Source organism: Pseudomonas sp. ADAK13 (assembly GCF_012935715.1).
Classification (GTDB): Bacteria; Pseudomonadota; Gammaproteobacteria; order Pseudomonadales; family Pseudomonadaceae; genus Aquipseudomonas.
Genome location: NZ_CP052860.1, coordinates 26,244 through 47,656, shown reverse-complemented (window position 1 = coordinate 47,656; position 21,413 = coordinate 26,244). Strand labels below are relative to the sequence as shown.

Genomic DNA, 21,413 nt, shown 5'->3' with positions numbered 1-21,413 from the left:
TATCCACTGGAAAGGAGTACCACCCATGTCAGAGTCAACGCCGTTAGCCCTTAATCTTTATGCACCCTGGATAGTTGAAGCCGGGCAGGGGGCAACCACCGTTCCTTCGAGACTATTGCTGAAGGGCGCTACGATTGAGGTGTGCTACAAGGACATGAATGCCGAGGACCTCATTCGGGTGTTCTGGGAATCCACGTTTGGTGATTACGCGCCTATCGAACCCCTGTACGGTGTCGAAGACGGGTGTGTCGAGTTCTTTATCCCGCCGCTGTATGTCGGCATGCGCCTGGATAATTTCACGCATTTTTATTACACCGTCACCCGTGAGGGCGAGGAGTATCGCTCACCCACTGTCACGGTCAGAATTCCGCTGCCGGACAATTTGACCCGCCCGTATTTTGATCAGTTACCGCACGATATTCTGGATATTGGCCGGTACTGCGAAGACCCCGTGATTCATGTTGATCCTTGGGATTTCATTGGGACGACCCAACTCACGATGCTTTACATGAGCGGCATCAATCCGGATGGCACCAAGGTCAGAATCGAGCTTTTTAAAGACGAACCGGTTACTGAAGAGGAGGTACGCAACGGGTGGAGCCGGCGCGTGCCGAGGGAAATTCTGGCGTCACTCAAGCATGACAGCGAGTTTTATGCTTACTTCCTGGTGGAATATATGCCCAGGAGAGAAGGGGGTAGAGAGGTGTATCGTGGGTTCCCCGGGCGTGTTCTGACGCTGCTCACGGAAGACCACCTGGAGCTGCCGCCTCCCAGTGTGGTTGAGGCCGTCGAGCTTCACCCGGGTGGTTCCACGCTCAATCCGGCCCATGCCGAGCACGGTGCAAACCTTCGCATCAGCTACGACCACATGTGTCCCTGCGATTGGATCTGCGCTTATTGGGAAGGAACGCCCGGAGATGGGACACCGGCCCTTACCTGTACCTTCGCGGGCGACGCGGCGTTTGTCACCATCCCGGTGCCCGCCTCGGCGATCGTGGCCAATTTATGTGAGACGGTCCCTGTGAGTTACACCGTCTTGCGCAGGGGGCGTTCCTGGGCCTCTCCAGCGCGCCCGGTCAGAATTCTTGGAACGGCTGATTTGCCGCTCCCTGAAGTACTGCAATCCACCGGTTCGATTTTGGATCTCAATACGTTCACTGATGATGCCGAGGCGACGGTCGTCCCCTGGTCCTTCATCGCAGCAGGCCAGCCTTGCGATCTCTGGGTAACGGGTGAACTCGAGGGCGGAGGCAATTATCGCTTCGACGTACTGGAAGGTGTACCGGTCAGCGAGAAATGGCTGAACAGTGGCGTCAGTGCGTTATTACTGCGCCATGAGTTGCAGAGACTGGCCGATTGCAGTGATTTCACCGTGCACTTTGCGGTGCGGCTCAACGATCAGGCCGATAACCCCTGCGCCAAAAAATACTCGATGCGCACGCTGAATATCGTTCAGGCAGATCTCGTGCTCAAGGCACCCACTGTGCGTGAAGCCGTGGGTTCGGAACTCACCGCCTACAATGGCCGTGAGGGTGTGACCTTGCGCGTGCAATACGATCACATCAGCCCTTACCAGAGTATCCAGCCTTGTTGGCAGCGTGCGGACGGCAGCTGTTTACCGTTGGCGGCAAAACCTGGAAACAGCACCCCCGGCTACGTCGATTTCCACATCCCGAGAGAGGCAGTGATTCACGCAATCGGCAACACGGTGCCCATTAATTACACCGTGACCAGTCGATGCAAGCTTGCGACGTCACCTGCGCTGAAACTGCACGTCAGCTTCCCTGGCCCCAGTATCTTGCCTCCACCGGTGATACCGCAGGCAGTTGAGGGAGTTCTGGACCTGCGCACCTTTGAAGGCGACGCCAATGCCACGGTGGCGCAATGGTGGTTTATTTTGGAACACCAGAACGGCTGGCTTAACGTGGCCGGCACGAAGGAGGAGGGAACGCCTTATGTTATCCAGGTGATGATCGGCGAGGCGGTGACAGCGCAGGATGTCGCCAATGGCCTGGATCGGATACTCAAGCGTTCTGAACTGTTGCTGTTGCGCAATCTCACATCTTTGAGGGTGACGTATGAATGCACACCGGATGACAGTACCCACCGGAGTGACGCGATCATGTTCCCGGTGGCGGAGTACATTTTTACCAAGCCCTTCGAAGATCTATCGGATTTTGATAGCAGTGCCGACCTCAACGGTTGGCAGCGTGGCCCGGCGGCGACCGACCCGAGGGATTTGGTGTTTTACAGGGAGGAAAACGGCAATGGGTGTCTGTGGAACTACACCTATACCCAAATCAGTAATGGTGTTTTGTTGTTTAAATCCCTTACTGGTTTTGAAGTCGGCCGCCGTTACAGCTTCAGCATCGAGGTGAAGCGTTTCAATCTGGCAGGTGCTGTTCCTCGTATGTCGCTGAGCGTGAATCAGGTTCCCATCACCGCGCAAACTGATTTTCCAACCATGGTCTGGGTACAACTGGTGGGTACGTTCACGGCGACTTCGCCGACCATGGACCTGGATATCACCAGTCATGTCTTTACTGGCCAGGGCAATGACTACCTCCTGGACAAGATCTATGTAAGGGAGGTGTAGAAGTTACGCCAAAACGAGACGGGTACTGTCGAACACTCCTGCGATGGGTAGGAGTGTTCGATTGCTGACGATTGTGTCAGTGGACTATTTCGGCCCCAGAATCTTCACCAACTTATCCGGCGACGGTGCCCCTTGCTGTTGCTGCAAACCACCCTTGTCATCCAGATAGAAAATCGCCGGCGTCGCCGACAGCTCCAGCTCATCCATCAGCTTCATGTTCGAATCGAGCTTGGCCTGGATATCCGCCGGGATCTTTTCCAGCGCCTGCAATTTGCTGCCTTTACCGGCCGACTCATGGGCTTCCAGCGCCTGCTGGGGATCCTTGGCTGCAAACAGCGCCGCCGACTTGCCCGGGCTGTCCTCACGAATAATCCCCACCATGATGTGCCGCAACTGCACCTTGCCTGCCTTCACCCACGGCCGCGCCTGTTCCCAGAACATGTTGCAGTACGGACAGTTCGGATCGCTGAACAGGTAAACGACGCGTGGCGCATCCTTGTTGCCGTCCTGGATCCAGTTGCTGTGTTCCATCTTGGCCCAGACTTCCTTGGCCATGGGTGCATACACCAGTTTTTCCAGGGGCGCGGTGCTCAGGTCGTTGCCATCAGCATCGTACAGGTTGCCGGCGATCACGCTTTTGCCGTCTGCGGTCAGGTACAGCGCCATGCCGCGGTTCTGGTATTGCGCCGCATAACCCGTGAGGCCGCTGGGGGCATCGAATTTGCCGATGATCTTGGCGCCCTTGGCCTCGATGTTCTTGATCGGCGCTGGCCAGTCCTCGGCGTGGACCAGGCTGGCGGCCAGGGTCAGGGGCAACAGGGTCAGCAGGTGGCGGAGGCGGAGCATGGCGAATTCCTTGTGGTGGCCGGCAGGGCCGGTTTGGCGTTGATCGGTTCGAAGCGCTCCATGGCGCGGGCCAGGCTCGCCTGTGAGAGTTCGCCCAGGTGGCTGTTGATCAGGCGACCGTCCGGTTGATAGAAGAGGGTGGTGGGCAAGGCCATGGAGCCAACCGCCTGGCCGAGGCGGCCGCTGGCGTCAAACAGCACGTTGTCCAGGTTCAGGCCCTGGGTCGCCAGGTAAGTGGCGACGCTTTGCATGCTTTCGGCCTGGTTGACGAACAGGAAGGTCACGTCCGGGCGTTGGCGCTGGGCGCTTTCCAGTACCGGCATTTCACGCCGGCATGGCGGGCACCAGGTGGCCCACAGATTGATCACCAGCGGGCCGCCCTTGTAGTCGGCCAGTTGCACGGTTTCGCCATTGGCGTTGCGCAGGGCGATGTCCGGCAGTTGGGTGCCTTTTTCGTAGAGGGTCAGGGACAGGCTGGTCAAGGCCCAGAACGCCAGGCCGGTGATCACACCGGCGCCCAGTGGCTTGCGCAATAGCGGGCGGCGCCAGCCGTAGATCAGGGTGCCGACGATCAGCGCGATGACGCCGGGCCAGGCGAGAAAACCGCCGTCGCGCAGGTCGACGATTTGCAGCGGGTCATTCTGGTAGTACGTCCAGTACATCAGTACGAAGCTGACGCGCGCGGCGAGCATGCCCAGCAAGAACAGGGTGAACAGCACTGACTCCGGGTTCTCGCCGCCGCGCTTGGCCACCCGCCAGCCCACCAGGGTGGCGAGGATCAACGCCGTGATCAGGAGCAAGTGATTCAGGGCGATGGCGAACGTGCCGATGGTCAGTGTCAGCATCAGAGGGTGTCCCTGGCTTGGGTCCAGCGTTGCAAGAAAGCGGCGGCGTCGACTTCGCCGGTGATGCGCTGGGCGCGGCGCTCTTCACCGTCAGGGCCTATCCAGACAAAGCTCGGCGGCCCCGGGACTTTGTAGCGGCCCAGCAGCTCGCGGCTGGCGGCGTTGTCGGCGGTCACGTCGAGGCGCAACAGGCGTACGTCCTTGAGGGCGTTCAGTACTTCGGGTTTGCCGAATACCTGTTTCTCCATGATCTTGCACGACACGCACCAGTCGGCGTAGTAGTCCACCAGCACCCATTGGCCCTGCGCTTTGGCGCTGTCGAGCTGGGCTTGCAGCACAGCCGGGTCGTTGATGGTCATGAAGGCTTCGTGGGCGGTGGAGGCTCCGGCTACCCGCGAGCCGCTGTAGACCTTCAACGGTTGCCACAGGTCGTCGCTGCCGCCGGCCGCGCCGATCACCAGTACGCTGCCCCAAAGGCCCAGTACCAGCGAGCCGGCACCGAACAGCATGGCGGTGCGCCCGAAATCCCGGGCCAGGCGCCAGCCGCAATAGGCCATGACCAGCGCCAGCACACCCCACAAGCCGAGCCACAGGGTTTCGCCGACTACCGGGCGAATCATCAACACGGCGGTGGCAAGGAACAGGAAGCCGAAGATGCCCTTGAGGATATTCATCCAGGTACCGGGCTTTGGCAGGAAGCGGTTGCCTACGGTCACCAGCAGCAACAGCGGCACGCCGATGCCGATGCCCATGGCAAACAGGATCAGGCCACCGTGCAGGGCGTTGCCGCTTTGGGCGATGTAGAGCAAGGCGCCGGCCAGGGGGGCGGTCATACAGGGGCCTACCAGCAGGCCGGACAAGGCGCCGAGCACGCCGGCACCTACCAGGCTGCCGCCGCTTTGGTTGCGGCTGACGTTATCCAGGCGGTCCCGCAGGAAGGCCGGCAGTTGCAGTTCAAAGAAGCCGAACATCGGCAAGGCCAGGATCACAAACAACGCGGCGAAACTGCCGAGGATCCACGGGGTTTGCAGCAGGGCGGCCAGGTTACCGCCGAGCAGTGCGGCCAATACGCCGAGGGCGGCATACACCAGCGCCATGCACACCACGTAGCTGGCGGCCAGGGCAAAGCCGCGGCGTGGACTGGCGCCGCTGCCGACCACAAGGCCGGCGAGGATCGGCAGCATCGGCAAGGAGCACGGGGCAAAGGCCAGCAGCAGGCCCAGGCCGAAGAACACCAGCAGGCTCCAGCCCAGGCTGCGCTGTTGCAGGCCGCTGGCCAGGCTTTGGTCCTGGGCCTGGCCGGTGGCGGCGACGGCGGGGTTGCCCCCAAGGTCCACAGTGATCGATTGCGGCGGGTAGCACAGGCCGGCATCGGCGCAGCCCTGCCAGCCGACCTTGACCTGGCCGGTGGCGCCGGCAGGAATCTTCACTTCCAGGCCCTGGCGATAAACCTGCTGCTCGCCGAAGAATTCGTCGCTATGGGCTTCGCCCTGGGGCAACGCCGGCTTTTCGGCCAGGCCGTCGAATTTCATGCGCTGCTGGTACAGGTAATAACCGTCGGCAATCTGCCAGAACAACTGGGTTTCGCCGGAGGCCAGACGTTCGGAGGTAAAGGTGAAGGCTTTGCCTACCGGGAGGAAGTCGGGTTTGGTCTCGAAAGGATTGCTGCCAGGCGCGGCCTGGGCAAATCCAGCAAACAACACCAGCAGAAAGATAAACAGATGCCGCATGATCAAGCCTTAGTTCGAAGCAAGTGGGACACACAATGTGTGGCGTTGATTAACCGATGATTAACCGGGCTATCCTAGAAAGAAGGGATTATCCGGGATTCTTGGCGTTGGCGGCATAATGCACGCTTAATCCAGCGCCTTTTAAATCAGCCTCACATTTTGCAAAGGGTTCACCATGCACGTACTGGTTTGTGAAGACGACGAACTGATCGCCAGCGGCATTGTTGCCGGGCTCAGCGCCCAGGGCCTGACGGTCGAGCGCGTCGGCACGGCTGCGGCTGCCCGGGCGATGCTCAAGGTGGCGGAATTCGACGTGATGGTACTCGACCTCGGCCTGCCGGATGAAGACGGCTTGAAGTTGCTGCAGCAATTGCGCAGCCAGGGCCTGGAGATTCCGGTGCTGATCCTCACGGCGCGGGACTCGGTGACCAACCGGGTTGACGGCCTGCAGGCCGGTGCCGACGATTACCTGCTCAAACCCTTCGACCTGCGGGAACTGGCCGCGCGCCTGCACACCCTGTTGCGTCGGGTGGCCGGGCGCAGCGTCAACCTGATCGAACACGGGCGCCTGACCTACAACCCCAGCAGCCGCGAAACCCTGCTGGGTGGCGAGTCGGTGGACCTTTCCCGTCGCGAGCAGGCGCTGTTGCAGGCCCTGCTGCAAAACCGTGGCCGGGTGCTGTCCAGCGAGCAGCTCAAGGACAGCGTCTACGGCCTGAATGACGAACTGGAAAGCAACGCCCTCAACGTGCACATCCACCACCTGCGGCGCAAACTCGGCAACGGCATCGTTGAAACCGTGCGTGGCCTGGGCTATCGCCTCGGCCCGGCTGACGGTGGAGAGGACGCTTCGTGATGAGCCTGCGCCTGCGGCTGACCTTCAAGCTCGGCGCGGCCTTCGTGCTGATCTGGGCACTGGCCGCCGCGTGGATGCTCAACGACCTGCGCAATCAGATGATGTTTTCCCTGGACCAGCGCCTGGTGGCCTCGGCACGCATGGTGGCCGGGCTGATGGAGCAGATGCCGGGCCTGTCCAGCACGGGCGAGGGCGCGCATTTCAGCGCTGAGCAATTGAATGTGCCGGGTGGCATGGCGTGCCAGGTCAGTTCCTTGCGTGGCGTGGTGCTCGCCCGCAGTCACACCACGCCGGACCAGGGCCTGGAGTCGCGCAAGAGCGGCTTTCGCGACCAGATGATTGATGGTGTGGGGTGGCGCAGCTTCACCCTGTCCCGTGGCGATTTGTTTATCACCACTGCCGACCGGCAAGTGGAGCGTGAAGCGCTGAACCTGTCGATCCTATTGGCGGCGTCGGTGCCGGTGGGCGTGGCGCTGTTGGGCTGCCTGTGCCTGCTGTGGCTGGGGATTGGCCAAAGCCTGTTGCCGCTCAACCGCATGCGTGACGCCTTGATGCGCCGCAGTGCCGACTCCCTCGAACCCTTGCAGATCAGCCCGCTGCCCAGCGAACTCAAGCCGCTGCTCGACACCCAGAACCAGTTGCTGCAGCGCATCGCCAAGACCATCGAGCGCGAACGCCGCCTGACCGGCGACGCCGCCCACGAACTGCGCAGCCCGTTGACTGCGATCAAGACCCACCTGCAAGTGGCGCGCATGACCGAAGGCGCCGCCCGTGACCAGTCCCTGGCCCACGCCGAGGAAGGTGCCGACCGCTTGCACCGTACCCTGGAGCAGTTGCTGCTGCTGGCGCGGGTCGAGGGCAGCCTGTCGTTCGACGACGGCCTGCAATCGAGCGCCGAGCAGGTGGCACAACTGGCGATCCAGGATGCCAATGGCGGCGACAATCAGCGTATTGACCTGATCCTGGCGGACGACCTTTCCGAAAAACCGGTGGAAATGCCGGTGGGCCTGGCCGTCGCCGCCTTGCGCAACCTGCTGGATAACGCCCTGCGCCACACGCCGGCCGATACCCGGGTGGAGCTGAGTGTGTCCAGTGCGGGCGATAACGTGGTGTTCCGTGTACGTGACCACGGCGCACCGATCTCCAGCGAAGACCTGCAACACCTGACCCAGCGCTTCTGGCGCAATGGCAACAGCCCCGGTTGCGGCTTGGGGCTGGCGATTGTCCAGGCGATCGTGCAGCGCTGCTCGTGCTCGCTGAAATTCGACAGCCAGGCCGATGGCCTGCGGGTCGACCTGGGCATGCCGCTGCGTCGCTGAACCTTCTTTTCTCGGCACAAATAGGTACCGCCATCCTCAAGCGCAACGCTTCAGGATGGCGGTAATTTTTTTGTGTTTGAACGGGCTGAATGACTCGGCCTGTGTTGAAAAGGACAGCTTCCATGTTGGTCATCGATTCCACTCACTCCGCAACAGACTTTAACGGCCGTGACGGCGAAGCCGTGCGCCAGGTGATTGTGCATTACACCGCCTCGGCCTTTGCGCCGTCACTCAAGACGCTGACCTGTGGCGGCGTCAGTTCGCATTACTTGTTGGCCGATCCCCATGACCCTGGTTACCGCGCAGCGGGTTATCAGGAGCTGCGGGTGTTTCGCCTGGTGGATGAAGCCCATCGCGCGTGGCATGCGGGCGCCAGCCATTGGGCCGGGCGCGACAACCTCAACAGCCGCTCCATTGGCATTGAAATCGTCAACCAGGCCCGGGACGACGCCGGTGTGTTTACCTTCCCTGCGTATGGTGCAGAGCAGATCGACGTGTTGATCGACCTGATCCGTGACATCCAGGGACGGTACCCGGCGATCGGCCCCACCGACATTCTCGGGCATTCGGACATTGCCTATTGGCGCAAGAGCGACCCGGGGCCGCGTTTGCCGTGGCGCTGCCTGTTCGAGGCGGGCGTGGGTGCCTGGTATGAGGACGTGGCCAAGATGGCCTTTCAACGCCGGTTCGACATCAGCCTGCCGCCAGAGGTTGAGGTCGAACGGGCGTTTCAGCGCTACGGTTATGCCCCGGCAAAAAATCGCCTGGGTTTTCAGCAACGTGTCCGCGCGTTCCAGATGCATTTTCGTCCCTGTGACTACAGCGGGCGGCTGGATGCGCAGACCTGCGCCATCCTGTATGCGTTGAATGAAAAATACACCGGGGTTGCCGGGTAAAACCGCTAAAGCGGTTTTTAACGACCACAGGTGTAAATCCTCCCCGCGCTGATGCGTTTCCAGAACAGGAAATCCGTGCGCTGCTCTTGGGCCAGACGCCAACGGGTTGGCAGTGTGGTCACCATCATCAGCGTATTGAGGGATCTAGAGATGTCAGTCGCTACCAGCCGTATTGAAGAGACCCAGGCGGTCCCTGCGGAAACGCTCTACCAGTTCGACGAAACCCCGTTGCTGGCCCGCCAGCGCCAGCAGGAGTCCAATGCCCGCAGCTATCCGCGGCGCATTCCCCTGGCGCTCAAGCGGGCGCGCGGGATTTATGTCGAGGACGTCGAAGGCCGCAGCTTTATCGATTGCCTGGCCGGTGCCGGTACCCTGGCGCTGGGGCACAACCACCCGGTGGTGATCGAGGCGATTCGCCAGGTGCTGAGCGATGAATTGCCGTTGCACACCCTGGACCTGACTACGCCGGTCAAGGACCAGTTCGTGCAGGACCTGTTCGGCCTGCTGCCGCCGGCGCTGGCGCGGGAAGCCAAGATTCAGTTTTGCGGCCCTACCGGCACCGACGCGGTGGAAGCCGCGCTGAAACTGGTGCGCACCGCCACCGGGCGCAGCACGGTGTTGTCGTTCCAGGGCGGTTATCACGGCATGAGCCAGGGCGCGCTGAGCCTGATGGGCAGCCTGGGGCCGAAGAAACCCTTGGGCGCGCTGCTCGGCAATGGCGTGCAATTCCTGCCATTCCCTTACGACTATCGTTGCCCGTTCGGGCTGGGCGGGGCGGAAGGGGTGAAGGTCAACCTGCACTACCTGGAAAACCTGCTCAACGACCCCGAGGCCGGTGTATTGCTGCCGGCGGCGGTGATCGTCGAGGTGGTGCAAGGCGAGGGCGGTGTGATCCCGGCCGATCTTGACTGGCTGCGCGGCCTGCGCCGCATTACCGAACAGGCTGGCGTGGCGTTGATTGTCGACGAAATCCAGAGCGGCTTCGGCCGTACCGGCAAGATGTTTGCTTTCGAACACGCCGGCATCGTTCCGGACGTGGTGGTGCTGTCCAAGGCCATTGGCGGCAGCCTGCCGCTGGCGGTAGTGGTGTATCGCGACTGGCTCGACACCTGGTTGCCGGGTGCCCATGCCGGGACCTTCCGTGGCAATCAGATGGCCATGGCCGCGGGTTCAGCGGTGATGCGCTACCTCAAGGACCACGACATTCCCGCCCACGCAGCGGCCATGGGCGAGCGCCTCGGCGAACACCTGCGCATCCTGCAGCGCGACTTCCCGCAGTTGGGGGACATTCGTGGCCGCGGGCTGATGCTCGGTGTGGAGTTGGTGGACTCCGCCGGCACGCCCGACACCCAGGGCCATCCACCGGTGCATCGCCAACTGGCGCCGCTGGTGCAGCGTGAATGCCTCAAACGCGGGCTGATTCTTGAACTGGGCGGGCGACACGGCAGCGTTGTGCGTTTCCTGCCGCCGTTGGTGATTACCGCCGCAGAAATCGACCGGGTGGCCGAGATCTTCGGTCGCGCCCTGGCGGCAGCCGTCGCCAGCCTCTAATTTTTTACCGGGCTGGCACGTTCCTTCTTACATCAGCTGTGCGTGGTGCGCAGCCAGCCTTACACCGACGGAGAACAGCAATGACCTCAGTATTCGACCGCGAAGACATCCTGTTTCAGGTAGTGGTCAACCATGAAGAACAATATTCCATCTGGCCCGACTACAAGGCTGTGCCGCAAGGCTGGCGCACCGTGGGCAAGAGCGGGATGAAGAAAGAGTGCCTGGCCTACATCGAAGAGGTGTGGACCGACATGCGCCCGCTGAGCCTGCGCCAGAAGATGGACAGCCAGGCGCTGGCCGGCTGATCCAGGTCTCGGGCATCACATAGGACCCAATGTGGGAGCGGGCCTGCTGTGGTGAGCGGGCTTGCTGTGGTGAGCGGGCTTGCCCCGCGCTGGGCTGCGAAGCAGCCCCTCACCAAGCCCGCTTCCACACTTATTGTGTTTTACCTGTAGGAATCAGGGTTACAACGCCTTGATCACCTGATCCACATTGCCCTCAAGCTCCGCCACCGGGTCGGCGCCATCGGTGCCCAGCACCAGCAACTTCGCCCCGCCAGCCGTGACTGCCGCCTGTACCGCCTCGCTTGGCGTGCGGTGATGCAGCACCACGGCCACCTCATTCTCTTTCAAGCCTTCGCTCAATTGCTGCAACGCCTCGGGTGTCCACTCGGTATCCGCCCGTGGATCGGTGCTGACCAGCTCCAGGTTCAACCCGCTCACCAGATAACCAAAGTGATCACTCAGGCTGACCACCGTCAGGTTGTCGGCCTTGGCCAGGCGTGCCTCGCTGTCGGCGGTGAGCTTGAGCAGGCGTTGCTTGAGGGCGGCCAGGTTGGCTTCGATCTGCGGCTTGGCCTCGGGGGCCAGGCGGCTCAGGTCGGCGGCCATCACGTCGGCCATGCGGCCCATGTTGTTGCTGGCCTGCCACGGCTGGCTGTTCAGGCCATCGGTGGAGCCTGGCTGTACGGCAATCCCCGGCAAACCGCCGTCTACCGGGCGGGCGGCGTCGATTTCGACGATGCGGATATTGCTGCGCCGGGCCACCGGGTACAGCGGGTCGTCGGGCCATAACGAGCGCAGGCCGATGGCCGCATCGGCGTCGAGCGCCAGCGTATTCAGGGCTTGCGCGCCGCGCCCGGTGAAATACGCGACTTGCCGCGAGCCGGGCAGGTTGGCCGGTGCTGCGCGCTCAAGCTGCACGTCGGTACCTTTGAGCAGTACCTGCGCCAGGCCATAGGTGATCGGCAGGGCGGCAAGGACTTTCACCGGCGTTGCGGCCTTGGCCTTGTTCAGGGCCGCATGGCCGACGCCTGGGTTGGCGGTGGTTTGCAACGGCTTGACGCCGTCGGCGGCGAACGCCGGTGTGGCGATTGCCAGGGCCAGAAGCAGTGGTCGAAAAATCGGGCGCATTATCCAAGATTCCCTTTCAGGCTGGGGACCGTGCCGCGGGCAACGGCGGCGAGGGCGAAGGCGATACCGGCTACCAGAATGATCGCGGCACCGGACGGAATCGGCAGGTCGAAGAGGATCGGCAGCAGGATCCCGCACAGGGTGCTGACCGTGGCGATCAGCACCGAGATCCAGAAGAAGCCTTTGAGCGACTGGCTCAACAGGCGTGCGGCGGCCGCCGGAATCACCAGCAACGCGCCTACCAGGATCGCGCCGATGACCTTGACCGCTGCGACGGTGATCAACGTCACCAGGATCACAAACAGATAGTCCAGGGTTTTGACCGCCACCCCGCGCACTGCCGCCAATTGCGGGTTGAAGCTGGCGAGCATGATGCGGTTGTACAGCGGCAACGCCAGGGCCATCACCAGCGAGCCGACAATCGCCAGCACCAGCAGGTCATTGCCGTTCACCGTCAGTACCGAGCCGAACAGCACGTTTTCGAGGATGTGCACGTTGATCTTGCCCGCCAGAATCAGCAGCAGGCTCGCGCCCAGGGCCAGGGACACCGACAGGAACACCCCGATCAGCGTGTCCGGCGCAAGCCCCGTGCGGTTACGCAGGTAGTTGAGCAGGATGCCGAACAGCAGGCAGTAGCCGAACAGGCTGCCGTAAGGCCCGGTGTAGGGCTCTCCCAGCAGAATGCCCACGGCCACGCCGGTCAGCGCGGCATGGCCCACGGCTTCGGAAAAGAACGCAAAGCGCTTGACCACCACCAGGGTGCCCAGGCCGCCCAGCACCGGGCCGATCAACAGCCCGGCGAGCAGTGCGTTGACCACAAACCCATAGGCCAGCGCTTCCGGCAGATACCCGGAGGACGCCCAGCCCTGGACCATCAAGCGAAAGGCTTCGTAGCTCATAAGGCCGGGCTCCGTGGATGGGTGGAGAACAGGGTCAGCAGACGGTCCGGGGTCAGCGCCTCCTTGGGCGTGGCATCGAACAGCACGCGGCGGTTCAGGCCGGTAACACGGTCAGCCAAACGGCCAACGGCTTCCAGGTCGTGTTCGATCCACAGCACGGTGATCCCGGCCTGGCGCCAGTCGTTCAGCAGCCGTTCGAACACCTGGATGCCGGCTTCGTCCAGCGCCGACATCGGTTCGTCCAGCACCAGCAATTGCGGCGCCGGGATCAAGCCCTGGGCCAGCAGCACCCGCTGGCGTTCACCCCCCGACAAGGCGCCCATGCGCCGTTTGCGTTTGTCCTGCATGCCGACCCGTTCGAGTGCTTCGCCAATCGCGGCGGCGTAATGTTTGGACAGCCCGAGAAACGCCGGACGCCGCTGGCACATGGCAGCCATGAAGTCGTCCACGGTCATCGGCAAGCCCCGGTCGAACTCCAGCGCCTGGGGCACGTAGCCGATGGTGCCCGGCCCTTCGGGCCAGTGCAGGCTCAACTGGCCCTGGTGCGGCGTTTGCCCCAGCAGGGTCTTGATCAACGAGCTTTTGCCGCCGCCGTTGGGGCCGACCAGTGCATGGATGCTGCCGGGCTGGACCTGGAAGCTCACCGCATCGAGGATCACTGTGCGGCCCAGGGTCAGCGCCACATTATTGAAGTCGAGGGTCGGGCCAACACTGGCCACCTTCAAATGTTCCGCTGCCGTCATGCCCCGGACTCCTGAATCGCCCGTACTACGGTGTTGAGGTTGCCGGTCATTTCCACTTCGTACTTTTCAGCGCTGTAGTCGCCATAGGAAATGTGCGACAGCGGGTACAGCTTCACGCCCGACTCACGCTGGATGGTGTCGACGTAACTGGACGGGAAATCCATCTCCGAGAAGATCACTTTCACGTCCAGTTCCCGCAACTGGTCGATGGTTTTCTTCAGCTGGCTGGGGCTCGGCTCGATGCCGTGGGCGGGCTCTACCACGGCGGTGACTTCCAGGCCGAACTCCCGCAGCAGGTAGTCATAAGCCGCGTGCACCGTGGCTACCCGCAGGTCCGGATTGGGCGCGCTGGTGAGTTTGGCCAGGGCGTCGGCGCGCATCTGGCGCAGGCGTTTGCCGTAGGCGCGCGCGTTCTGGGTGTAGGTCTTGGCGTTGTCCGGGTCGAGCTTGCCCAGTTCCCGGGCGATGTTATTCACCTGGGCAATCGAGGCGCTGATGGACAGGAAGGTGTGCGGGTTGACCACTTTGCCGGCACCGCGCGCCGCGTTGCCGGTGGCGGCCAGCAGCGGCACGTTGGCGTTCGCTTCGATCACCGGGATGTCCGGGCGCTCGCTGGTGGCGATCATGCGGTCGGCGAAATCGTCATGGCCGACGCCATTGAGCACGATCACATCCAGGGTGCCGATGCGCTTGATGTCTTCGGCGCGGGGCTCGTAGGCGTGAGGGTTGAAGCCGGCCGGAATCAGCGGCACCACCTCGGCTTTGTCACCCACGATGTTGGCGACGTAGCTGTAATACGGGTGCAGGGTGATACCGATGCGCAGGCGTTTGGCAGCGTCGGCACTGGCCATGGGCGCCAGCAGCAAACTGAACAAGCCTGCGAGCACCAGGCGTAATAAGGGCGATGAAATAGACATGGTCTTCTCTCGGCTACAGCGTGAATTCAATGACGATGCTGGCGGGTGACACCGGCATCGAACTGCGCGACCACTTGCTGCCAGCCCGCGCTGATCAGCGCCTGGTCAGTGAGGTCGGTGGGAGGCTTGAGGTTGGCGCTGCGGTTGAGCCAGATATCCGGCTCGGCGCCACTGATGCGCATCAGCAGTGAACCGCTGAGGGCCGGGGTCTGGCTCAGGCCCAGGTAGGCGGTGTCCAGCAACTGCCAGCGGTGGTCGCCACGGCTCACCGAGCTGGCGTCCTGGGCGAAGGGCGCAAAGCCCTCTTCGGCCAGTTGCCCGGGTGTCGGCAGGGCGCTGTGTTCTTCCTGCAGCAAGTGGATTTCATCCAGGGTCACCCGCAGGTCAGCGTAGATGCCTTGCTCGGCGGCGCTGAGGTCGCGGCGGGCGTCCAGTTGGTGGCTGGGCACGGCGGCGATCTCCTGGCGTTCACCGCGCAAGGCCACCACGGTGCCGGCGACGGCGAGGATGATCAGGCACAGCAGCAGGACGTACAGGGTTTCGTGCCCGGCACCGGCCGGGCGAACAACGTGAGTCGTGCTCATTGGGGCTGGATATCCGCTTGGTCGATTTCCACCACGTGGCCGGGGCCGGCATCAAACAACACGTAGAACTCGGCGGACGGTTTCTTGAAGGTCAGCGTCGAGTCTTCACCCAGCTTGCCGGGCACCAGGATGGTTTCGTCATAGCCGATCACGTCGAGCGTCACGCCGGGGGCGCCGCTGCCATCGGAGAAACCGCCGGTGCACTGGATCTGCTCACCGGCGATTTCCTTGCATTCGCACATCGGGTTGTGGGCGAGGGCAACGGTACTGAAGCCGGCGCTGAGGATCAGCACGCCAACGGTGCGTGCCAGTTGCGGCAAAGTCATGGTTTTACTCCTCGTTTTTTCAGCCAGTCGATGGTGGCCGGCGATGCCTGGCTCAAGGGAATGGAGGCCTGGTGCATGACGCCGTCCCAGCCTTCCATGGTGATCCACACTTCGGCGTCCAGCGGGGTACGTTCGGGGATCGGCAGCATGGCGCCCATGCGATACGGTGTGCCGAAGAAGATCACTCCGGCGGCCCGCAGGCTGCGGGGCTTGCCGATGCGCAGGTAAGTCGCCTTGACCTGGTCGACGCAGGTCGCGCACAGGGCGGCGTTGAAGGATTTCATCGGGCCAGCCGGGTCGGGGCGCGGGCCCTCGTTACGCAATTCGGCAAGCTTTACGCTCCACGGGCCGACTTGCACTTCGCCGATCTCCCGTTCACCCAGGCCGCTGTCACCGCGAAACAACGCGGCGTCGGCAAAGTACTTGGGCATGAAGCCCAAGGGCACCAGGATCAGCAGGATATTGATGTGGAAGCGCCACTTGAGCCAAAAGGCCCGCAGGGGCGAGGGCGGTTGAACGGTCGTAGCCTTGTTCATCGGTTACCCTCCGTGGTTTCAGCCTGCAAGGCCTGGATTTGCACCGGTTGACGGGACGCCTTGGCTTCGCGTTTCAGGGCATTGAGGGTGGCCAGGGCGGTGCGTTTGGTCCAGATCAGCAGGCCGCTCAAGACCATCATGCTCAGTACCAGGCCGAAGAAGAACCAGATCATCTTGATCCACAGTCCGCCAAAATCCCCGGTGTGCAGAGGGCGCATGGATTCGGTGACGAACTCCAGCCCGGAGCGGTCGGACAGCAGGTGCGAGGCGGCGATTTCACCGTTGTAGGGGTTGATTTGCGCCGTTTGGTACATCAGCGGGTACCAGCCGCGTCCACCAATCATCAAGTGGCTGTAGGCCGTCGCTGGCAGGCTGACGAAACTGGCTTCCAGGCCTGGAATGCGCTGGGTGGCGATATCGATTGCATCGTCCAGCGGGATCATCGGTGTCCGCTCCCCGGTGCTGGACAAGGGCACTTTGTCTCGGGTGATCACCGGGACAATCGGCTCACTGGAGATCGATATCTGGTTGTCGAAGAGAATCGCCTGGATAAGAAACCAGGTGCCGGTAATGGAGATGACCGCAATAAACCAGATCGACCAGATACCGCTCAGCCGGTGAAAGTCGCCCCAGAAGATTCGCGCGCCGTGCTTAAAGCGCAGGGTTGGCTTGAAGAAGCCCTTCCAGAAACGTTTGTAGACCACCAGCCCCGTCACCAGCGAGGCCAGCAGCGGCAAACCCAGCAACGAGACCAGGTACCAGCCCCAACTGAAACCGTTGGTGAACGGCACCAGCCACCAGCCGTGCAGGGCGCGGGTGAATTGTTGGAAGTCGAACGCCGGGGCGATCCCCTGTATCACCCCTGTGTAAGGGTTGACGAACACTTCCACGGTTCGCCCGTCGGGATAGGCGACGTTCGACGTCAGGGCGAAATGTGATTCGTCGGGACGGCTCAGGGATTTGACGATGGTCTGGGGTTCGGCGCGGTTCATGGCGGCAATGACTTGCTCGTAGCTGAGCAGCTCGGCATCGTCCGACGGCTTGCTGGCGCGGATGTCCGGGTTGGCCAGCCAGACGATCTCCTGGCTGACCACCGCCAGGGTGCCGGTGACGCAGACGATCAGCACAAAGAACCAGATGGGCAATGCCAGCCAGCTGTGCACGAGAAACCAGAGTTTTGAGCGTGACTTCTTCGACATGTGAATGAGGGTCTTGATCGGAGGGGGGCAGTAAAGGCCCGGAAAACGCCACCCGTAGCTTTTGCTGACGCGAGCGGCTGTATCTAAGTTAAGACGGATGAGAAACGCAAAACCCTAAGGCAGATATGAAAGTAAATGTTTCAGATACTCATTCATGCAACACGAAACATGTTCCGAGTCATCACCAAGGCGGGATTGATGGGGCGGGGGCGCTGCCTATGATGGGGTCATACCGTTGAGCGAGCCCCCTAATGACTTCTGCCAGAACCCTCTACGACAAACACATCGATTCCCACACGGTGTGCCGCCTGGATGACCAGGGCCATGTGCTGCTGTACATCGACCGCCAGGTGATCAACGAATACACCAGCCCCCAGGCCTTCAGCGGCCTGCGCGAGGCAGGCCGTGGCGTGTGGCGCCCCGGCACGGCGCTGGCGGTGGTCGACCATGTGAACCCCACCACGCCCAAGCGCATTGCGGCCATGCCGGATGCGGGCGGCGCGCGGCAAGTGTCGTACCTGGCGGAAAACTGCCGGGACTTCGGGATTGAACTGCTGGACATCCTCGACAAGCGCCAGGGCATCGAACACGTGATCGCCCCGGAGCAGGGCTTTATCCTGCCGGGCATGGTGATTGCCGCTGGCGACAGCCACACCACCACCTATGGCGCACTGGGCGCATTCGGCTTTGGCATCGGCACCTCGGAAATCGAGCATTTGCTGGCCTCCCAAACCCTGGTCTACAAACGCCTGAAGAGCATGCGCGTGACCGTGGACGGTGCATTGGCCCACGGCCTGACCTCCAAGGACGTGATCATGGCGCTGATCGGCAAGATCGGCGCCTCGGGTGCCACCGGCTACGCCATTGAGTTTCGTGGATCGACCATCGATGCCTTGAGCGTCGAGGCCCGCATGACCATCTGCAACATGGCGGTGGAGGCGGGCGCACGCGGTGCCTTCATGGCGCCGGATGAAAAAGTCTTCGCCTACCTCAAGGGCAAACCCCGCGCGCCGAAGGGCGAACTGTGGGACCGCGCCCTTGCAGGCTGGCGCGAGTTGCACTCGGATGCCGAGGCGGTGTTCGACCTTGAAGTGCACCTGGACGCCACGGCCCTGGAGCCGATGGTCACCTGGGGCACCAGTCCCGACCAGGCCGCGCCCATCGGCGCCCGCGTGCCCGACCCGCAAGACGTCAGCGACCTGATCCTGCGCCAGGACATGCGCCGGGCCCTGAACTACATGGGCCTGGAAGCCGGCATGCCGCTGAGCGAGATCGTCATCAGCCATGCGTTTATCGGTTCCTGCACCAACGCCCGCATCGAAGACCTGCGGGACGCCGCCAGCGTGGTACGCGGCAAGCACGTGGCGGACCACGTGCGGGCGATGATCGTGCCGGGCTCCACCGAAGTGCGCGACCAGGCCGAAGCCGAAGGCCTCGCTGCGATCTTTATCGACGCCGGGTTTGAATGGCGCCAGTCCGGCTGCTCGATGTGCCTGGCGATGAACGATGATGTGCTGGAGCCGGGCGACCGCTGCGCCTCCAGCACTAACCGCAACTTCGAAGGCCGCCAGGGCGCGGGGGCACGCACCCACCTGATGAGCCCGGCCATGGTTGCCGCCGCTGCCATCACTGGCCGGTTGACCGATATTCGCCACTTTGGAGACCGCACATGAGCCTGCAACCCTTCACTCGCATCACCGGCAAGGCCGCGCCGATGCTGGCGGCCAATATCGACACTGACGTGATCATGCCCAAGCAGTTTCTCAAGGGCATCGATCGCAATGGGCTGGATCGCGGGTTGTTCTTTGATTTGCGTTTCTTGCCGTCGGGCGAGGCCAACCCGCAATTCGTGCTGAACCAGCCGGCCTGGCAGGGTGCGAGCTTTATGGTGGTGGGGCCGAACTTCGGTTGTGGTTCCAGCCGGGAACATGCGGTGTGGGGCTTGAAGCAGATGGGCATTCGGGCGCTGATCGGCAGCAGTTTTGCCGGGATTTTTTATGACAACTGTCAGCGTAACGGGGTGTTGTTGATTACGCTGGACGAGGCGGTGTTGCAGCGGTTGGGGCAGACCGTCAGTCAGCCTGAACAGGCGCAGATCAGTGTGGACCTTGAGGCGCAGGAGATTCTTTTGGCGGACGGGCGGGTGATTTCGTTCCAGATTGATACGTTGCGCAAGACTGCGTTGTTGCTGGGGTTGGATGCCATCGGTACTACGTTGCAGCGCAGTGAGCAGATCAGGGCGTTTGAGCGTGAACATCTGGCGGCCAATCCTTGGTTGGGGTGATAGGGTTGTTGTTGCAGTTTGAGTGCGGTGAATGTGGGGGGCATATCCGTTATTTAGGTAACGGCGGCTTAGGGGTCCGCTCTTACAGCGGGTCACTTTGCAAAAGCGGCAAAGTAACCAAAGCGCTCTGCCCCGCCTGTCGGCACCTCGCTAAGGCTCGGTGTTCCCTCACTCCGGCATTGCTCCGCGGGCCGCCGCGACGGGGCGTCCCTGCCCCGTCGCGGCTAAACCGGCGTCCTGCCGGTTTACCCGCTCCTCAATCCCTGCGTTCGGCCTCGGGCTTATTGGGGCAGTCAGGGCCAGATCAAGATCAAAATCTACAGCACAGCGGCCTACAGGCCGGCTTGAGTGGTAGAAGCCAGATCAAAAGCCAAAGCGAAAGCCAAATCTGAAACTGATGCAGCTCTGCTTTTCTGTGGGAGCTGGCTTGCCTGCGATGCAGACACCTCGGTTTTTCAGGTACACCCAGTTGATGCCATCGCCGGCAAGCCAGCTCCTACAGTGGATCGTGCTCGCTTTAGATTTTGATCTTGCCTTTGCTTCACACCACTCAAGCCGGCCTGTAGGCCGCTGTGCTGTTGATCTGCTTTTGATCTTGATCTTAGTCGCCCCGTTAAACCACGCTGGCCGAACGCAGGTAGTACGGAGCGGGTAAACCGGCAGGACGCCGATTTAGCCGCGACGGGGCAGGGACGCCCCGTCGCGGCGGCCCGCGCAGTAGTACCGGAGAGAGGGCACACCGAGCCTGAGCGAGGTGCCGAGTGGTGGGGCAAGAGCGTTTTGCTTACTTTTGCGCTGTTCAAAAGTGAGCCGCTGTAAGAGCGGAACCAATACCAGCCATCACCGAAGAAACGGATATGTACCCAAGACCTGGGCCGTCAAATCGACAACCCCTTGAAGTGCTCCTGCAAAAACTCCACACACGCCCGCAACTTCCCGGAGTACGCCAACCGCGTCGGATACACCGCCCACACGTTGGCACTCTGGGTGTAGTCGTGCAGCACCTGCACCAGTTTCCCTTGCTCCAGCAGCGGCTTCACATCCCACATCGACCGCAACAACACCCCGCGCCCATCAAGTGCCCATTGCAAAACGATCTCGCCATTGTTGGACGACAGCGGCCCACGCACGCGCACGCTGTCCTGCACGCCATCGCGTTCCAGGTGCCAGATGCCAAAGGCGTTGTCGCGCTCCTTGAGCACCAGGCAGTCGTGTTGCTCCAGGTCGCTCAAGTGCTGCGGCGTGCCTCGGCGTTCGAGGTAGGCGGGTGCTGCACACAACACCCGGCGGTTGCTCACCAGCCGGCGGCCGATGTGTTGCCCGGGAATGTCGTCGCCCACGCGGATCTCCAGGTCAAAACCCTCGCTGACGATATCCACCACCCGGTCAAACAGGTCCAGGCGAATCTCCAGGTCCGGGTATTGCTCAGCCAGCAACGACAGAGCCGGCGCCACATGGTTGCGGCCGAAACCGAAGCTGCTGCACAAATGCAGATGGCCACGGGGGCTGTCGTGGGCGTCGGAAAGCTCATCGGACAGTTGCTGGAAGTCTTCGAGAATACGCACGGCCCAGCGCTGCACGCGCTCACCGTCTTCGGTCAGGGCGATACGGCGGCTGGTACGGTGCAGCAGGCGGGTGGCAAGGGTGGTTTCGAGAATCTGGATACGCTTGCTGACGTAGGCCGGGGACAAGCCCAGCTCATCGGCAGCCGCAGCAAAGCCGGCCTTGCGGATCACGGTCAGGAATACCCGCAGGTCTTCAGGTAGGGGCACGGTATCTTTCTTGTTAGTCATCAGAAACAGGCGTGGCGGCATGAGCCGCCAGAATAGCACCGGTGTGGCGAGGGAGCTCCCTCACCACAGGGGATTGGTACT

The 21,413-nt window shown here is 62.3% G+C and carries 19 protein-coding genes and 1 pseudogene; 8 read left to right on the top strand and 12 right to left on the bottom strand.

Translation table 11 applies throughout. The annotated features are described in order from the left end of the window. Window positions 1-25: 25 nt before the first annotated feature. Window positions 26-2,596 carry a hypothetical protein gene (locus tag HKK54_RS00235; protein WP_169385860.1) on the top strand — a complete coding sequence of 857 codons (2,571 nt, stop codon included), beginning with the start codon at window positions 26-28 and terminating at the stop codon, window positions 2,594-2,596. An 84-nt stretch (window positions 2,597-2,680) separates the two neighbouring features. Here the strand turns inward: HKK54_RS00235 and dsbG are convergent, their stop codons facing one another. From dsbG to dsbD, 3 genes are read right to left on the bottom strand one after another with little or no spacing between them, the layout of a single operon-like run. Further along, window positions 2,681-3,442: a thiol:disulfide interchange protein DsbG gene (gene dsbG / locus HKK54_RS00230; protein WP_169385859.1), complete on the bottom strand. Its 762-nt coding sequence runs from the start codon at window positions 3,440-3,442 to the stop codon at window positions 2,681-2,683. Then, window positions 3,418-4,287, bottom strand: coding sequence for a TlpA disulfide reductase family protein (locus HKK54_RS00225; protein ID WP_010166513.1), 870 nt, complete (start codon window positions 4,285-4,287; stop codon window positions 3,418-3,420). Before HKK54_RS00225 ends, dsbG begins: the two co-directional genes overlap by 25 nt. Next, window positions 4,287-6,017, bottom strand: coding sequence for a protein-disulfide reductase DsbD (gene dsbD, locus HKK54_RS00220; protein WP_169385858.1), 1,731 nt, complete (start codon window positions 6,015-6,017; stop codon window positions 4,287-4,289). The genes HKK54_RS00225 and dsbD overlap by 1 nt, the downstream gene beginning before the upstream one ends. A gap of 175 nt (window positions 6,018-6,192) precedes the next feature. Between dsbD and HKK54_RS00215 the strand changes: the two genes are divergently transcribed. From HKK54_RS00215 to HKK54_RS00195, 5 genes are all read left to right on the top strand, one after another. Then, window positions 6,193-6,873, top strand: a complete 681-nt coding sequence (locus HKK54_RS00215; RefSeq protein ID WP_003209011.1) for a response regulator — start codon at window positions 6,193-6,195, stop codon at window positions 6,871-6,873. After that, entirely contained in the window at window positions 6,873-8,192 is a 1,320-nt protein-coding gene (locus HKK54_RS00210; RefSeq protein ID WP_010166521.1) for an ATP-binding protein, read from the top strand. Before HKK54_RS00215 ends, HKK54_RS00210 begins: the two co-directional genes overlap by 1 nt. Window positions 8,193-8,314: 122 nt before the next feature. Further along, window positions 8,315-9,088 carry an N-acetylmuramoyl-L-alanine amidase gene (locus HKK54_RS00205; RefSeq protein WP_169385857.1) on the top strand — a complete coding sequence of 258 codons (774 nt, stop codon included), beginning with the start codon at window positions 8,315-8,317 and terminating at the stop codon, window positions 9,086-9,088. 150 nt (window positions 9,089-9,238) lie between these two features. Next, on the top strand, window positions 9,239-10,639 hold the full coding sequence (locus HKK54_RS00200; RefSeq protein WP_169385856.1) for an aspartate aminotransferase family protein: 1,401 nt from the start codon (window positions 9,239-9,241) through the stop codon (window positions 10,637-10,639). 80 nt (window positions 10,640-10,719) lie between these two features. After that, window positions 10,720-10,944, top strand: coding sequence for an MbtH family protein (locus HKK54_RS00195; RefSeq protein WP_169385855.1), 225 nt, complete (start codon window positions 10,720-10,722; stop codon window positions 10,942-10,944). Between the two features lie 159 nt (window positions 10,945-11,103). On the opposite strand, the gene HKK54_RS00190 is transcribed toward HKK54_RS00195, so the two are convergent. The 8 genes and pseudogenes from HKK54_RS00190 to HKK54_RS00155 all read right to left on the bottom strand — a co-directional run bounded on the left by HKK54_RS00190 (window position 11,104) and on the right by HKK54_RS00155 (window position 17,255). Continuing rightward, entirely contained in the window at window positions 11,104-12,051 is a 948-nt protein-coding gene (locus HKK54_RS00190) for a metal ABC transporter solute-binding protein, Zn/Mn family (RefSeq protein ID WP_169385854.1), read from the bottom strand. Continuing rightward, entirely contained in the window at window positions 12,051-12,950 is a 900-nt protein-coding gene (locus HKK54_RS00185; protein WP_169385853.1) for a metal ABC transporter permease, read from the bottom strand. Before HKK54_RS00185 ends, HKK54_RS00190 begins: the two co-directional genes overlap by 1 nt. Then, window positions 12,947-13,693, bottom strand: a complete 747-nt coding sequence (locus HKK54_RS00180; RefSeq protein WP_169385852.1) for a metal ABC transporter ATP-binding protein — start codon at window positions 13,691-13,693, stop codon at window positions 12,947-12,949. The genes HKK54_RS00185 and HKK54_RS00180 overlap by 4 nt, the downstream gene beginning before the upstream one ends. Continuing rightward, the gene (locus HKK54_RS00175) at window positions 13,690-14,610 is read right to left on the bottom strand and encodes a metal ABC transporter substrate-binding protein (RefSeq protein WP_029615742.1); all 921 of its coding nucleotides are present in this window, start codon (window positions 14,608-14,610) and stop codon (window positions 13,690-13,692) included. Before HKK54_RS00175 ends, HKK54_RS00180 begins: the two co-directional genes overlap by 4 nt. Before the next feature lie 26 nt (window positions 14,611-14,636). Then, on the bottom strand, window positions 14,637-15,194 hold the full coding sequence (locus HKK54_RS00170) for a DUF6162 family protein (RefSeq protein WP_169385851.1): 558 nt from the start codon (window positions 15,192-15,194) through the stop codon (window positions 14,637-14,639). Continuing rightward, a pseudogene (locus HKK54_RS00165) lies at window positions 15,191-15,492 on the bottom strand (hypothetical protein). Before HKK54_RS00165 ends, HKK54_RS00170 begins: the two are co-directional and overlap by 4 nt. 24 nt (window positions 15,493-15,516) lie before the next feature. After that, on the bottom strand, window positions 15,517-16,056 hold the full coding sequence (locus HKK54_RS00160) for a hypothetical protein (protein WP_010166542.1): 540 nt from the start codon (window positions 16,054-16,056) through the stop codon (window positions 15,517-15,519). Next, complete coding sequence (locus HKK54_RS00155) at window positions 16,053-17,255, bottom strand: PepSY-associated TM helix domain-containing protein (RefSeq protein WP_169385850.1); 1,203 nt, start codon at window positions 17,253-17,255, stop codon at window positions 16,053-16,055. The genes HKK54_RS00160 and HKK54_RS00155 overlap by 4 nt, the downstream gene beginning before the upstream one ends. A 251-nt stretch (window positions 17,256-17,506) precedes the next feature. Here HKK54_RS00155 and leuC point away from each other — a divergent pair, with 251 nt between their 5' ends. Then, window positions 17,507-18,928, top strand: a complete 1,422-nt coding sequence (gene leuC, locus HKK54_RS00150; protein ID WP_169385849.1) for a 3-isopropylmalate dehydratase large subunit — start codon at window positions 17,507-17,509, stop codon at window positions 18,926-18,928. After that, window positions 18,925-19,539, top strand: a complete 615-nt coding sequence (gene leuD / locus HKK54_RS00145; RefSeq protein ID WP_010166547.1) for a 3-isopropylmalate dehydratase small subunit — start codon at window positions 18,925-18,927, stop codon at window positions 19,537-19,539. Before leuC ends, leuD begins: the two co-directional genes overlap by 4 nt. 878 nt (window positions 19,540-20,417) lie before the next feature. Here leuD and HKK54_RS00140 read toward each other — a convergent pair. Beyond that, window positions 20,418-21,332: a LysR substrate-binding domain-containing protein gene (locus HKK54_RS00140; protein WP_201124923.1), complete on the bottom strand. Its 915-nt coding sequence runs from the start codon at window positions 21,330-21,332 to the stop codon at window positions 20,418-20,420. Between the last annotated feature and the right edge of the window lie 81 nt (window positions 21,333-21,413).

Excerpts from the sequence above, each read along its gene's own strand:
- leuD (WP_010166547.1), top strand. The coding sequence starts at position 18,925 with ATGAGCCTGCAACCCTTCACTCGCATCACCGGCAAGGCCGCGCCGATG.
- HKK54_RS00140 (WP_201124923.1), bottom strand. The coding sequence starts at position 21,332 with ATGACTAACAAGAAAGATACCGTGCCCCTACCTGAAGACCTGCGGGTA.
- HKK54_RS00190 (WP_169385854.1), bottom strand. The coding sequence starts at position 12,051 with ATGCGCCCGATTTTTCGACCACTGCTTCTGGCCCTGGCAATCGCCACA.
- HKK54_RS00215 (WP_003209011.1), top strand. The coding sequence starts at position 6,193 with ATGCACGTACTGGTTTGTGAAGACGACGAACTGATCGCCAGCGGCATT.
- HKK54_RS00180 (WP_169385852.1), bottom strand. The coding sequence starts at position 13,693 with ATGACGGCAGCGGAACATTTGAAGGTGGCCAGTGTTGGCCCGACCCTC.
- HKK54_RS00195 (WP_169385855.1), top strand. The coding sequence starts at position 10,720 with ATGACCTCAGTATTCGACCGCGAAGACATCCTGTTTCAGGTAGTGGTC.
- HKK54_RS00235 (WP_169385860.1), top strand. The coding sequence starts at position 26 with ATGTCAGAGTCAACGCCGTTAGCCCTTAATCTTTATGCACCCTGGATA.
- HKK54_RS00155 (WP_169385850.1), bottom strand. The coding sequence starts at position 17,255 with ATGTCGAAGAAGTCACGCTCAAAACTCTGGTTTCTCGTGCACAGCTGG.
- HKK54_RS00225 (WP_010166513.1), bottom strand. The coding sequence starts at position 4,287 with ATGCTGACACTGACCATCGGCACGTTCGCCATCGCCCTGAATCACTTG.
- dsbG (WP_169385859.1), bottom strand. The coding sequence starts at position 3,442 with ATGCTCCGCCTCCGCCACCTGCTGACCCTGTTGCCCCTGACCCTGGCC.
- leuC (WP_169385849.1), top strand. The coding sequence starts at position 17,507 with ATGACTTCTGCCAGAACCCTCTACGACAAACACATCGATTCCCACACG.
- HKK54_RS00160 (WP_010166542.1), bottom strand. The coding sequence starts at position 16,056 with ATGAACAAGGCTACGACCGTTCAACCGCCCTCGCCCCTGCGGGCCTTT.
- HKK54_RS00205 (WP_169385857.1), top strand. The coding sequence starts at position 8,315 with ATGTTGGTCATCGATTCCACTCACTCCGCAACAGACTTTAACGGCCGT.
- HKK54_RS00185 (WP_169385853.1), bottom strand. The coding sequence starts at position 12,950 with ATGAGCTACGAAGCCTTTCGCTTGATGGTCCAGGGCTGGGCGTCCTCC.
- HKK54_RS00210 (WP_010166521.1), top strand. The coding sequence starts at position 6,873 with ATGAGCCTGCGCCTGCGGCTGACCTTCAAGCTCGGCGCGGCCTTCGTG.
- dsbD (WP_169385858.1), bottom strand. The coding sequence starts at position 6,017 with ATGCGGCATCTGTTTATCTTTCTGCTGGTGTTGTTTGCTGGATTTGCC.
- HKK54_RS00200 (WP_169385856.1), top strand. The coding sequence starts at position 9,239 with ATGTCAGTCGCTACCAGCCGTATTGAAGAGACCCAGGCGGTCCCTGCG.
- HKK54_RS00170 (WP_169385851.1), bottom strand. The coding sequence starts at position 15,194 with ATGAGCACGACTCACGTTGTTCGCCCGGCCGGTGCCGGGCACGAAACC.
- HKK54_RS00175 (WP_029615742.1), bottom strand. The coding sequence starts at position 14,610 with ATGTCTATTTCATCGCCCTTATTACGCCTGGTGCTCGCAGGCTTGTTC.